This is a genomic window from Actinomadura sp. K4S16, from assembly GCF_008327685.1.
GTDB lineage: Bacteria > Actinomycetota > Actinomycetes > Streptosporangiales > Streptosporangiaceae > Spirillospora.
In genome coordinates, this window is record NZ_BDDE01000012.1 from 91546 (window position 1) to 105029 (window position 13484).

Sequence of the window (13484 nt, forward strand, 5' to 3'; positions counted from 1 at the left end):
AGCTCCGGCACCGGGCTCACCGGTCAGACGGGGTACGTAATCAGGCGCCGTCGGGGATCAGGCGCGGTAGGCGGCCCACTGGTTCTTCATGCGCGTGGACTGGCCCGGCGTGAATTCGTACATGCAGGAGTCGTAGCTGTAGTCCATGAAGTTGTGGATGGGGTCGGCGCCGGGCGCCGAGCAGGTGTCGCGGCCGGTCGGGCAGCCTGAGGCCGGGCTCTGTTCGGCGGGCGTGTCGGAGACGCTGTCGCCGGAGCCGCTGCACCCGCCCTGGAACGTGTGGTAGAGCCCCATCCAGTGGCCGACCTCGTGGGTTCCGGTGTCGCCCTCGTTGTAGTTGCCGATCGAGCCGCCCGGCAGGCTCTGGTAGTGGACGACGACGCCGTCCATCGACGGCTGGGAGCGGTAGCTGCTCGGGAACGTGGCCCAGCCGAGGAGGCTGCTGCCGAGGTCGGCGGTGTAGAAGTTGAGGTCCTGCGCGTTGCCGGTGTGCAGCGCGGACTTCATCTTCCTCTCGTTGCCCTCGGGGTCGGAGAACCAGGCCGCGTTCTGCGTCCGCCTGATCTCGGCCAGAGTGAACGTGACGCCGCTGCCGGCGTAGGCGTTGTTGAGGACGGTGAGCTGCTTGTTCAGGACCGAGTCGGACACGTTGCCAGCGCTGCCGTAGACGACCTGGAAGTGCACCCGGACGGTGATGGCCGCCGCGGTGCTCGCCTTCCTCAGCTTGCCGACGCGGTTCTGGAAGTCCTTCTCCATCGCGGCGACCTGGGCCGCTCCGGGCTGGTTCCGCTCGGTGGCGTGGGCCCCGGCCCGGACGCGGGCCTGCGCGGGCTGGTCGGCGCAGACGGTGGACGAGGCGTGCCCGGCGGAAGGGGCGGCGAGTGTGGCGGGTGCGGCAGGGGCGTACGCCGTGAAGGCGGCGGCCATGCCGAGTACGGCGGCGATTCCGGCGCGTTTCATGGAACTCCTTGGGGGTGCTGCGCGAGCGGGGGAGCGCGCGCTGGGGGAGCGGAGTCATCGCTGGAACCAGGGTGAATGCGAACAAACAGCGCGTCTTTAGCAAACCTGGACGAACACGGATGCGTAATGCTGAATACGGCGCCGTAGCGCGGCGGCGTAGCGTGGCCCCATGGATGTGGAGGCCGAGGCGGCACGCATCATGGCCGAGCTGCGAGCACAGGCGGACCCGGTGCGGGCCGAGGGGGAGAAGCGCTACCTGAAGAGCGAGTTCGCCCATATCGGCGTCCCCGTTCCCGCGCTGCGCAGGATCGCGGTGTCGGCGGTCAAGGCCAAGCCGACACGGGAGGAACTGGTCGCCCTCGCCGCGACCCTCTGGGACGTCACCGACGAAGGCCGCCCGGTGCACGAGGCCCGCATGGCCGCCATCGAGGTGCTCATGAAGCGGGTGGCGTTGCTGGAGCCGCGCGACGTGAGCCTGGCCGAACGGCTCATCCGCGACTCGGCGAGCTGGGTGTACGTCGACCAGCTCGCGGAGAAGGTCGTCGGCGCCCTGGTCTTCCGCCACCCGGACCTGGCGGCGGTGCTCGACGCGTGGGTCGCCGACCCCTACATGTGGGTGCGGCGCACGGCGATGCTGGCGCTCATGGCGGGTGTGCGGGCGGGAGATCCCGACCTCGCCCGCATCGACCGCTACGGGGACGCGCTGATCGCCGAACGCGAGTTCTTCATCCGCAAGGTCATCGGCTGGGTGCTCCGCGAACTGTCCAAGAAGGACCCCGACTGGGTGGCCGCCTGGGTCGAACCCCGCCTCGACACCATCTCAGGCGTGACCCTACGCGAGGCCGTCCGCCGCCTACCCCCCGAAGTAGCGACCCGCCTCAAGACCACCGCCAAGAACAAGACCGCCACCAGGAGCAAGGCCGGAGTGGGCCGGGGCTGAGTGCAAGGCCGGGGCTGATGGTCAGGCCGCGGCCTGTAAGCGGACCGCGGCCGACGGCCGTGTCAGGCGCGGTAGGCCGTCCACACCTTGTGGATGCGGGCGCCCTGGCCGGCGGTGAAGGAGTTCATGCAGGTGTCGTAGCTGTAGTCCATGTAGTTGTGGATCGGGTCGTCGCCGGGCGTAGGGCAGGTGTCCTTGTAGGCCGGGCAGCCGTTGGTGGGGTCGCGCTCGGCGGGGGTGTCGGAGACGCGGTCGCCCTGGCCGCTGCAGCCGTCCTGGAACGTGTGGTACAGCCCCAGCCAGTGCCCCACCTCGTGGGTCGCGCTGAACCCCTTGTTGAAGTTGTGGATGGAGCCCCCCGGCATGCTGGCGTAGTGGATGGTGACGCCGTCCATCTCGGGGTCGGACTTGTACCTCCAGGGGAAGGTCGACCAGCCGAGCAGGTCGCCGCCGATGTAGGTGCTGTAGAGGTTCAGGTCGGCCTTGCCGCCCCTGTGCAGCTTCGGCTTGTAGGTGTCCTCGTAGCGTTCCGGGTCGCCGAACCAGGCCGCGTTGTCGGTGCGGCTCACGGCCTTGAGCGTGAAGGAGACGTGCGTGTCAGCGCCTCCGTTGCGCCCGCCGTAGGACGCGTTCATCGTGTCGATCTGGCGCTGGATCATCGCAAGGGACACGTTGCCCTTCGCGCCGGCGTGGATCACATGGAAGTAGACCGGAATGGTGATCCGCGCCCCTCGGCGCAGGCCGGCCGCCTTCGCGGACCCGTGCTCGCCCTGGCCGAGATCGTCGAGGATCCGGTTCAGGCGCGCTTCCACGGCCGCGGCCTCGGCGGGGCTCAGGTCCAGGTCGTCGCGGACATGGCCGTCCGTCCGGTGCCGCACGTCGGCGTGCCGCTCGGCTGAGCGGTTCGCGGCGAGGGGCTGCGCGCAGTCGCCGCCCCGGCGTTCGTGCCACGGGCTCGCGGACGGCCCGGAAGGCGCGGCGGGGACGAGGGCGGCGAGCAGAGCGGCGGCGGCGAGCAGCTTCACGGCACTCCTAGGGACGTCGCTCGCGGCCGGGGACCGGGCGAGCGCGGCGTTCCGGCGAGCACGGCGCACCCCCGGAGGCCGACTTCCGCGGAGACCGGGTTCGCGAGGAGACCGGGCCTCGGGGGAGAGCGGGCTTCCGGGAGAGCTGTGCTTCGCCGAATACAGGACGTCATCAACTGATAGCAGAACGCGGTCATCCTGTATGTGTGATCAAGGTAAATCGATGCTGACCGTTATCGGTCAGTTGCCGCATGTAACGATCAGCTCCGGGGTGCGGCGCATCGGCGCAGGCAGGGGCCCGTAGACTGGGAGACCCTTCCGGCCGGGCGAAAGGCGTAGTTGGTGGCCGCAGACCAGTCCTTTGACACCGTCCTCGTCGTCGACTTCGGCGCGCAGTACGCGCAGCTGATCGCACGACGGGTCCGCGAGTGCCATGTGTTCAGCGAGATCGTGCCGTCCACCATGCCGGCGGCGGAGATGCTCGCCAAGCGGCCGAAGGCGATCATCCTCTCGGGCGGCCCGGCTTCGGTGTACGCCGAAGGCGCCCCGGTCGTGCCGGAGGGCCTGTTCGACATCGGCGTCCCCACGCTCGGCATCTGCTACGGCCACCAGGTGATGGCGCAGGCCCTCGGCGGGACGGTCGAGAACTCCGACGTCGCCGAGTACGGCGGTGCCACCGTCGCCGTCACGTCCCCGGGCATGCTGTTCGCGGGCTTGCCGCACGAGCAGGCGGTGTGGATGTCGCACCGCGACTTCGTGAGCAGCGCCCCCTCCGGCTTCACCGTGACGGCCAGCACGGACGTCACCCCGGTCGCGGGCATGGAGGACCTGGAGCGCGGCTTCTTCGGCGTCCAGTTCCACCCCGAGGTCCTGCACACCCAGCACGGCATGGAGATCCTGCGGCGCTTCCTCTACGAGGGCGCCGGGTGCCGGCCGAACTGGACGATGGTGAACATCGCGGACGAGTCCATCGAGGCCGTCCGGCAGCAGGTCGGCGAGAAGCGGGTCATCTGCGCGCTGTCGGGCGGGGTCGACTCCGCCGTCGCCGCCGCGCTCGTCCAGCGCGCCATCGGCGACCAGCTGACCTGCGTGTTCGTCGACCACGGCCTGCTGCGCAAGGGCGAGCCCGAGCAGGTCGAGAAGGACTTCGTCGCGGCCACCGGCGTGAACCTGCACGTCGTGGAAGCCCAGGAGCGCTTCCTGTCCGCCCTCGACGGCGTCACCGACCCGGAGGAGAAGCGCAAGATCATCGGCCGCGAGTTCATCCGGGTGTTCGAGGAGGCGGCCCGCGAGATCGTCCACGGCGGGTCCGGGGCCGCCGGGGAGCCGGCCGAACCGGTCGAGTTCCTCGTCCAGGGGACCCTCTACCCGGACGTGGTCGAATCGGGCGGCGGCACCGGCGCGGCCAACATCAAGTCGCACCACAACGTCGGCGGCCTCCCCGAGGACCTCCAGTTCAAGCTGGTCGAGCCGCTGCGGACGCTGTTCAAGGACGAGGTCCGCGCGCTCGGCGAGCAGCTCGGCCTGCCCGCCGAGATCGTCTGGCGGCAGCCGTTCCCCGGCCCCGGCCTCGGCATCCGCATCATCGGCGCCGTCACGCGCGACCGCCTGGACATCCTCCGCGACGCCGACGCCATCGCCCGCGAGGAACTCACCCGCGCCGGCCTCGACCGCGACATCTGGCAGTTCCCGGTCGTCCTGCTCGCGGACGTGCGGTCCGTGGGCGTGCAGGGCGACAGCCGCACGTACGGGCACCCGATCGTGCTGCGTCCGGTGACCAGCGAGGACGCGATGACCGCCGACTGGGCGCGGCTCCCCTACGAGGTCCTGCAGCGGATCTCCACCCGCATCACCAACGAGGTCCGCGAGATCAACCGCGTCACCGTCGACATCACCTCCAAGCCCCCGGGCACCATCGAGTGGGAGTAGCAGGCACGGCGAAGGCCCGGACGGATCCGTCCGGGCCTTTCGCTTTCACCGGCCGGCGCCGGCCCTGCCGCCAGGCCGTGCCGCCGGCGTCAGACGTGCTGTCGGCCGAGCAGTCAGACGGTGGCGGGGGCCAGGGCGGCCTCGGCGTCCAGCGTCGCGGCGGCCGCGTTCACCACGGCGGCGATCCGCAGCGCCTCCTGGACGAGCTCGCGCGACAGGCCCGCCTCGCGGACGACCTTCTCGTGCGACTCCAGGCACCGCCCGCAGCCGTTGATCGCCGACACGGCGAGGCACCACAGCTCGAAGTCGACCTTGTCGACGCCGGGCTTCCCGATGATCGACATCCGCAGCCGGGCCGGGAGGGTCGCGTACGTCTCGTCCCCGATCAGGTGGGTGGCGCGGTAGTACACGTTGTTCATCGCCATGATCGACGCGGCGCCCTTGGCCGCCTCGAACGCCTCGGCGGACAGGTTGTCGCCCGCCTCCTCGGCCAGCTCCCGGATGACGACGGTGCTGCGCGTGGCGAGGGCGCAGGCGAGGACCGTCCCCCACAGCTGCTGGTCGGTGAGCTGGGAGGTCGAGGTCAGCGAGCCCAGGTTGAGCTTGGTGTCCTTGGCGTAGCCCGGGAGGGCGCCCTTCAGCGCGTCCACGCTCATGATCATGCGTCCTTTCGTGCGGACGGCCGGCCGCGGTCCGCGCGGCCGGCCGCCGTCGGTCGTGCTGGGACTCCGCGGGATCGGACCCGGTGAGAGGCTCAGGCGCCCGCGAGCAGCTTGGTCGCGTCGAGCGTCTCCTCGCCCTTGTTCCAGTTGCAGGGGCACAGCTCGTCGCTCTGCAGCGCGTCCAGCACCCGCAGGACCTCCTTGACGTTCCGGCCGACGGAACCGGCGGTCACCATGGCGAACTGGATCTCGTTGTTCGGGTCCACGATGAACGTCGCGCGCTGGGCGACGCCGTCCTCGGTGAGGATGCCGAGCGCCTCGGACAGCTCGCGCTTGAGGTCGGACATCATCGGGAACGGGATCTCCCGCAGGTCCGGGTGGTCCTTGCGCCACGCGTAGTGGACGAACTCGTTGTCGACCGACGCGCCCAGCACCTGAGCGTCGCGGTCGGCGAAGTCCTCGTTGAGGCGGCCGAACTCGGCGATCTCGGTGGGACAGACGAAGGTGAAGTCCTTCGGCCAGAAAAAGACCACGCGCCACTTGCCCTCGTAGGACTTGTGGTTGATCGTCTCGAACGCGCTGTCGGCGTCCAGCGAGACGCAGGCGGTGAGCTCGTACTCGGGGAACTTGTCACCGACAGTAAGCAACGCATGCTCCTTCGACATGAGAAAGGGTCGCCTCCGCATGAGGAGGCGCAGGAAGGCCGCGGGCTTCCCGCCTCGGCGGCCGTGTCACTCACAGTGCCGTGAGCCGATTCGCAAGAGAAATCGATCTGTCGCAAGTGATCGATAGGAACTTCTTATCAATAGCCCGCTTGCCTGCCCTGACCTGCGGAGCAATGACCGGGTGGTGCGGAAACCAAGCCGACTACTAGATGTAAATCACATCGACTCGCCCAAAACGGGCTTCACGCTCGGTGACGAGCCAGTGTAGGGCGTCGAGCCCGCACAATACGCATCGAGTGACCTATCCCTCAAAGCCGGTCATTCTCTCGGGCGTGGGCGGCGGCGTGGGTGGCGAGGGCTTCGGCGGCGTCGGCGAACATGTCGGCCAGGCCGGGCAGGGTGGTCTTGAGTTCGCCGTCCAGCCAGGCGATGACGTTCTCGTTCCAGCCGGCGACCAGCATGGTGGCGACGAACTGCACCCGCGCGTCGGCGTCGGGCGGGATGTCGTAGAACGTCCGGGCGTACTCGATGACCCGGCGGGTGTAGTCGCGGCGCGCGGCGGCCTGGCGCTCGCGCAGGACGGGACTGGCGGTCGCCTCGACCAGCATCACGCGGACCTTCCGGGGGTCCGCACGGCTCATCCCCAGGGCGGCCACGGCGGCGGAGCGGACGGTCGTGCGCAGGCCGGCGTCCGGCCCCGCGGCGGCGACGCCCTGCGCGGCGGCCTCGGCGACCTCCGTGACGATCCGGTCGTGGACCTCGGTCAGCAGCGCGTCCAGGTCGGCGAAGTTCTCGTAGAAGTAGCGCGGGTTGAGGCCGGCGCGAGCGCAGACGGCGCGCAGGGACGTGCCTCGGACGCCTTCCGCCGCGAGCAGGTCGAGGGCCGCCTCCAGGAGCGCGGCGCGGCGGTCGGCGCGGCGGCGGTCGGCGGTGACGCCGCCGTACGGGCGAGGGCTCACCTCCCAATCTTGACACAGGCGTTTCCAGAACCTACCTTTCTGGCAACACGCGTATCCAGATGGGGAGGCCCCCATGCCCCGGACCAGCGAAGCCGACTCCCCGAAGCGCGAGCCCGTGAACGGCGGGCCGCAGGCCGATCGGGCGGACATGGCGCGCATCTTCGCGCCGCTCATGCACGAGCACGACTACGTCATCGACCAGATCGACGGGGAGCTCCCGTCCGGCCTCACCGGCACGCTGTACCGGATCGGCCCGGGCAAGTGGGAGGTCGGGCGCACGCTGATGCACCACCTCTTCGACGGCGACGGGATGGTCTCGCAGTTCGCCTTCGACGGCCGGTCCGTGCGGTTCCGCAACCGCTACGTCCGGACGCCGCAGTTCAAGCACGGCATGGTCTCCAGCGCCCCCAGCCACCCGGGGGTCGGAACGCCGCTTCCCGGCGGATTCTGGGCCAACTTCGTTAAGGGGAAGGGGCCGGCGAACGTCGCCAACACCGGCGTGGCGCTGCACGCCGACCGGCTGCTGGCCCTGTGGGAGGGCGGTCCGCCGCACCGCCTCGACCCCGACACCCTGGAGACGCTCGGCGCGTACGACTTCGACGGGCGTCTGCGCGGCGCGCTCAAGGCGTTCTCCGCTCATCCGAAGTGGGATCCGGTGACGGGCGAGATGTTCAACTTCGGGCAGGACTTCACCCCGCTGCCGTCCCTCAACTGCTGGAAGGTCGACCGGCACGGCAGGCTGCGGCGGCTGGCCAGAGTCCGGATGCTGAAAATGCCGTGGAACCACGACGTGGCGCTGACGACCGAGCACATGGTGTTCGTCCTGGACCCGTACATGGTCGACCTGCGCACCATGTTCGGCGGCGGCGCGTCGGTGTTCGACGCGATCCGGCACCGTCCCGAGAAGGGGACGCGCTTCGTGCTGGTGCCGCGCAACGGCGGCCCCGCGCGGATCGTGGAGCACGAGTCGCTCGTGCACGTCCACGTGGCGAACGCCTTCGAGGACGGCACCGACACCGTCGTCGACCTGGTGCTCTTCGACGACTTCGAGGCGATCAGGCGGGACCTGTCCGAGTTCCGCACGCGCTTCACCGACCTGCCGTCCAGCAGGCTCATGCGCTACCGGATCACCCCGGCGGGCCGCGTGATCGAGACGCAGCTGTCGGACACGCCCGGCGAGTTCCCCCAGTACGACTGGCGCCGCTCCACGCGCCGCCACCGCTTCACCTACATGACGGGACGGACGGGCCCGAGCGGCGAGTACGACACCATCCTGAAGGTCGACAGCGACACCGGGCATACGCAGGCGCACGATGCCGGCCCGGGCACCTATGTGGGCGAGCCCATCTTCGTGCCCCGCGCGCCGGATTCCGCCGAGGACGACGGGTGGCTCCTAACCGTGGTGTATCTCGCCGCAGAGCACCGTTCGCGACTCACCATCCTGGACGCCCGGGACCTAGCTCCCGTCGCGAACCTCCACCTCCCGCACCACCTCCCCTTCGGCTTCCACGGCACCTTCACCTCGCGAGTCGCCGATCCCGGCGCCCCGATCCCGCACCCGGACCGCCTCCCCATCCACTGAGCGCCGCCCCACCCCCTGGCAGTGCCGTCTGGACGCTGTGGCGTGTGAACGCTGTGGCGAATCCCACCCCGCCTCGACCTGGGGCATGTCACGGTGCGTGACCGCGGTTGGGTAATCTCTCGGTCAGGATGGCGATCAGCAGACCGACGGTGGCCCAGTTGCGGGCCTTCCTGGCATTGGCGGAGTACCTGCATTTCCGCGACGCCGCCGCCGCGCTCCGCATGAGCCAGCCCGCCCTGTCCGGAGCCGTGGCGGCGCTTGAGGAGAGCCTCGAAACGCGCCTCGTCGAGCGGACGACGCGCAAGGTCCTGCTGACGCCCGCGGGGGAGCGGGTCGCGCGGCGCGCCGAGACCGTCCTGGCGGAACTCGACCGGCTGGTCGAGGAGGTCAAGGCCGTCCGGGGGCCGCTCGTGGGGCCGCTCCGGGTGGGGGTCATCCCGACCGTCGCGCCGTACCTGCTGCCCGTCGTCCTGCCGCGGCTCGCCAAGGAGTTCCCCGACCTGGAACTGTCCGTGCACGAGGAGCAGACGAGTCACATCGTCGCGGAACTGCTCGCCGGACGCCTGGACGTGGTGCTGCTGGCGCTCCCCGTGCCGGCGGCGGGCGTGACGGAGCTGCCGCTGTACGACGAGGACTTCGTGCTCGTCGCGCCCGCGGGATTCGACCTGGACGCCACCGGGGTGGAGCGGGAGGCGCTGAACGACCTCGACGTCATCCTCCTGAACGAGGGCCACTGCCTGCGCGACCAGGCGCTCGACGTCTGCAGGGAGGTGGGCGCGCGCGCCGCGGCGGCCACGTACGCGACGAGCCTGGCGACGCTGGTCCAGCTCGTGTCGGGCGGGCTCGGGGTGACGCTCGTCCCCGAGACGGCGCTGCACGTGGAGACCCGCCGGGCGCCGAACCTCGGCGTGCACCGGTTCGCGGCACCGGCGCCCTTCCGCCGCGTCGGCCTCGGCTTCCGGTCGACGTCGCCGCGCGCGGACGAGTTCGAGGCGCTCGCCGCGAGCATCCGCACCGCCGTCGCCGACTCGGGCGTCGCCCCCGGCATCCGTCCCGCCTGATCTGGTCCGTCTGATCTGTCCCTTCCGGTATCTGCACGCCTGGAACTCGGGGTCTCGGGGGCGGTGGGCGGCTGATCCGGGGATTAAGGCGCGGGTCAAGTGGCGGCCAGGCGGGGTCAAGTCTGCGTCAGGGGACGTCCTCGCAATAGCGATGCGCGTTCGTGCGGCGGCGTGACGTCACCATGCTCGTGGGGCGAGGAGGAGGCCCCATGTCCCCGAAGCTCAGCGTCGTCGTGCCTTTCCACAACACCGAGGAGTACTTCCGGGAGTGCCTGGAGTCGCTGGCCGGCCAGACGCTGGGCGACCTCGAAGTGATCATGGTGGACGACGGGTCCACCGACAACGGCGCCGTGATCGCCAAGGACATGTGCGGCCGCGACCCCCGGTTCCGGCTGTTCACGCGGGAGAACGAGGGGCCGGGGCCGGCCCGCAACGCCGGGGTGCGGCAGGCGAGGGGCGAGTACCTGGCGTTCGCCGACGCCGACGACGTCGTGGAGCGCGAGGCCTACGCGCGGCTGGTCGCGTCCCTCGAACGGACCGGGTCCGACATGGCGTGCGGGAACGTCCAGCGGATGGACGACGACCGGACCTGGCAGTCGTTCCTGCACGACGGCCTGTTCACGGAGCCCCGGTCGAAGACGCATGTGTCGTCCATGCCGATGCTGATGCGCGACCGGACGCCGTGGAACAAGGTGTACCGCCGCTCGTTCTGGACCCGGACGGGTCTGGAGTTCCCTCCGGGCTACTACGAGGACCCCCCGGTCACGGCGCGCGCGCACGCGCTGGCCCGCTCCGTGGACGTCCTGAGTGAGACCGTCTACTTCTGGCGCAGGCGCCCCGGGTCCATCACAGAGGACCGCTACGACTGGGACAACTTCAGCCAGCGCATGCGCTCCGCGCGGGCCGTGCGGGACGGTCTGGCCGACTACGCGCCGCACCTCCTGAACGCCTACGACGAGCACGTCCTCATCCCCATCGAACTCCGCGTCCTTTTCGAGGCCCTCCCCAGGACGCAGGACGAGCACCGCGGGGAGCTCCTCGCCATCGGGGCGGCCCTGGCCAGGCAGGTGAGCCCGCGCGTCCTGAAGCGGCAGCCCGCGATGACCCGCCTCCAGATGCACCTGCTGTGCCGGCGGATGATGCCGGAACTGCTGGAGGTGCTGCGCTACGTCCAGTTGCGCAAGGCGGCGGACGCGCCGCGGGTGCGGCGCGGCCTGCGCCACCGCTGGTACGCGCAGTTCCCGTTCTTCGAGGACGAGGAGCGGGGCGTCCCGGCCCACGTGTACGACGTGACCGACGAGCTCAGGCCGGTCGCGGTGATCGACCGGGCCACCTGGGCGGACGGCCGGCTCCGCCTGGAGGGCCACGCCTACATCCGCCATCTGGACTCCTCCAGCGAGGACGGGTCCCGCATCCGGCTCTGGCTGCTGGCGTCCAACAAGCGGGGCCTCGTGCGCGTCCCGGTCAGGAGGGTCCGCAGGCCGGACGTGACCGCCGGGTCGCGGCAGTCGAACGTGACCTACGACTGGTCCGGGTTCGTCGCGGAGGTCGACCCGTCCTCGCTGCGGACGTTCGGCCGCTGGCGGGACGTCGACTGGGTGCCGTGCGTCGAGATCGTCAACCGGGGGCTGCGGCGCCGGTCGACGTTCACCGGCCCGCGCCTCACCGGGCGGCAGTGGCCGCGGGAGCGGGAGTGCGCGCCGGGCGTGCTCGTCCAGGGCGTCGCCGGCCGGCACCGGTTCATGATCCAGGTGCGCCGCACGCCGGCGGCGGTCGTCGGCTGCCATCTGGAGGGCGGCGAGCTGTGGCTGGACGGCTGGAGCCGCGTTCCGCTCGGGGACGAGCCGCGCGTCACCGCCGCACCGAGGGCGGGGCGGGGCAAGGTGCTCGGGGCGGTCGAGCCGGTCGGCTCCGAAGGGTTCCGGGCGCGGCTGCCGGTCGCCGGGCTGGTCCGGCGCCCGGGCGACTGGGAGGTCACCCTCTCGGACGGGATACGCCCCTACCTGGACGAGGATCCGGCGGGCGCGGCGTTCCCCGTTCCCGGCGGCGAACTGGAGATCGCCAGGACCCGGCGCAGCGCCCTGCGGATCGTCGTGCGCGGCCGCGTGCTCGCCGTCGAGGAGGTGTCGTGGTCGCCGGACGGCGCGCTCCACCTGGCGGGCACCTGCTCGGACCGGATCGGGCGCCCGGACTCGCTGACCCTCAGGCGGCGTCGGTCGAGCGAGGAGCACGTCGTCGGGCTGCACTGGGAGGACGACCGGTTCACCGCGGTGTTCTCGCCCGCGCGCATGCCGGTGTTCGGGCTGTCCCGTCCGCTGGTCTCCGGCCGCTGGGACGTCGTCGCCACCGTCGGGGGGCAGGAGCAGCCGGTGGTCGTCCGGCGCCACACCCTCCGCGACCTGCCCGAGCCGTTCGAGGCGGGGCTGCACCGGATCACGGTCCGGGCCCAGAAGAGCGACCAGTTGCAGTTGCGCGTGGAGACGGCCCTGGACGACGACGAGCGCGGGGCCTACGCGCAGAGCCGCATACGGTCCGGGCACTACCGGCGCCACCTGAACCTGCCCGTCCGTGAACTGGCCGTGTTCGACGCGTACCGGGGACGCCAGTACTCGTGCAATCCGCGCGGCATCTACGACGAGCTCCGGCGGCGCGACACCGACCTGGAATGCGTGTGGGTCACCGAGAACGGGCAGTTCGGTAAGCCGGCGGGCGCCCGGACCGTCCTCACCGGGACGCGGGAGCATTACGAGGCGCTCGCCCGCGCGCGCTACATCTTCGGCAACTGGTCGCAGCAGGAGTGGTTCACCAAGCGCGAGGACCAGACCTACGTGCAGTGCTGGCACGGGACGCCGCTGAAGAAGCTCGGATACGACGTCAAGCGGATGCCCTACAAGCGCACCGAGGGCGTGGACTGGATGGAGTACGACGTCCCTCAGTGGGACCTCCTGCTCGCCCAGAACGCGTTCTCCGTGCCGCTGTTCCGGCGCGCGTTCGGCTACTCCGGCGAGGTCCTCGAAAGCGGCTACCCCCGCAACGACGTGCTGAGCAGCCCGCACCGCGACGAGATCGCGGCGGCGGTGCGGCGGCGGCTCGGCATCCCGGAGGGCAAGCGGGTCGTCCTGTACGCGCCGACGTGGCGGGACGACTTCCACCACGCGATCGGCAAGCGCGCGTTCCGCCTCGAATTCGAGATCGACAGGTTCCGCGCCGCGCTGGGCCGCGACCACGTCCTGCTCCTGCGGACGCACTACCTCGTCACCGACCGCCCAAGGCTGCGGCCGGGCGACTGCGTCATGGACGTGTCGGTCTACCCCGACATCTCGGAGCTGTTCCTCATCAGCGACGTGCTCGTCACCGACTACTCGTCGTCCATGTTCGACTTCGCCGTGACCGGCCGCCCGATGGTGTTCTTCACCTACGACCTGGAGCGCTACCGCGACCACGTGCGCGGCTTCTACTTCGACTTCGACGCCGAGGCCCCGGGGCCGCTGCTCGCCACCACGCAGGAGGTCGTCGAGGCGCTCAGCGAGCCGGCCGCGCTGGAGACGGGGTTCCGGGACGCGCGCGCCGCCTTCGCCGCCCGGTACTGCCCGCACGACGACGGCCATGCCGCCGCCCGCGTGCTCGACCGGGTCCTTCGCTGAGCCCGCCGGACCTGCCGGCCGCCTCGTCGCGAATCCCCGAAGCCCACCGAATCCCCA

Annotated in this window: 10 protein-coding genes; 5 read left to right on the forward strand and 5 right to left on the reverse strand. The window is 70.8% G+C overall.

What is annotated here, in order from left to right:
- Positions 1-57: 57 nt before the first annotated feature.
- A complete protein-coding gene (locus K4S16_RS11865; RefSeq protein WP_200841829.1) occupies positions 58-960 on the reverse strand; it encodes a zinc metalloprotease in 903 nt (300 codons plus the stop codon).
- 169 nt (positions 961-1129) lie between these two features.
- On the opposite strand from K4S16_RS11865, the gene K4S16_RS11870 reads away from it, so the two are divergent.
- Positions 1130-1900 carry a DNA alkylation repair protein gene (locus K4S16_RS11870; protein ID WP_149258973.1) on the forward strand — a complete coding sequence of 257 codons (771 nt, stop codon included), beginning with the start codon at positions 1130-1132 and terminating at the stop codon, positions 1898-1900.
- Between the two features lie 62 nt (positions 1901-1962).
- Here the strand turns inward: K4S16_RS11870 and K4S16_RS11875 are convergent, their stop codons facing one another.
- Complete coding sequence (locus K4S16_RS11875) at positions 1963-2925, reverse strand: zinc metalloprotease (protein ID WP_235036733.1); 963 nt, start codon at positions 2923-2925, stop codon at positions 1963-1965.
- Between the two features lie 342 nt (positions 2926-3267).
- Between K4S16_RS11875 and guaA the strand changes: the two genes are divergently transcribed.
- Positions 3268-4854 carry a glutamine-hydrolyzing GMP synthase gene (gene guaA / locus K4S16_RS11880; protein WP_235036734.1) on the forward strand — a complete coding sequence of 529 codons (1587 nt, stop codon included), beginning with the start codon at positions 3268-3270 and terminating at the stop codon, positions 4852-4854.
- A gap of 113 nt (positions 4855-4967) precedes the next feature.
- Here guaA and K4S16_RS11885 read toward each other — a convergent pair whose 3' ends face one another.
- The 3 genes from K4S16_RS11885 to K4S16_RS11895 form a co-directional block, all read right to left on the reverse strand.
- Complete coding sequence (locus tag K4S16_RS11885; protein WP_149258976.1) at positions 4968-5510, reverse strand: carboxymuconolactone decarboxylase family protein; 543 nt, start codon at positions 5508-5510, stop codon at positions 4968-4970.
- 98 nt (positions 5511-5608) lie between these two features.
- Positions 5609-6163 (reverse strand): peroxiredoxin, encoded by a 555-nt coding sequence (locus K4S16_RS11890; RefSeq protein ID WP_149258977.1) that lies wholly within the window; start codon positions 6161-6163, stop codon positions 5609-5611.
- Between the two features lie 326 nt (positions 6164-6489).
- Positions 6490-7140 carry a TetR/AcrR family transcriptional regulator gene (locus tag K4S16_RS11895; protein WP_160160883.1) on the reverse strand — a complete coding sequence of 217 codons (651 nt, stop codon included), beginning with the start codon at positions 7138-7140 and terminating at the stop codon, positions 6490-6492.
- Positions 7141-7213: 73 nt separating this feature from the next.
- Between K4S16_RS11895 and K4S16_RS11900 the strand changes: the two genes are divergently transcribed.
- The 3 genes from K4S16_RS11900 (at position 7214) to K4S16_RS11910 (ending at position 13427) form a co-directional block, all read left to right on the forward strand.
- Positions 7214-8722: a carotenoid oxygenase family protein gene (locus tag K4S16_RS11900; protein WP_200841831.1), complete on the forward strand. Its 1509-nt coding sequence runs from the start codon at positions 7214-7216 to the stop codon at positions 8720-8722.
- Positions 8723-8850: 128 nt separating this feature from the next.
- Positions 8851-9783, forward strand: coding sequence for a LysR substrate-binding domain-containing protein (locus K4S16_RS11905; protein WP_149258980.1), 933 nt, complete (start codon positions 8851-8853; stop codon positions 9781-9783).
- A gap of 209 nt (positions 9784-9992) precedes the next feature.
- On the forward strand, positions 9993-13427 hold the full coding sequence (locus K4S16_RS11910) for a bifunctional glycosyltransferase/CDP-glycerol:glycerophosphate glycerophosphotransferase (protein WP_149258981.1): 3435 nt from the start codon (positions 9993-9995) through the stop codon (positions 13425-13427).
- The last annotated feature ends 57 nt before the right edge of the window (positions 13428-13484 follow it).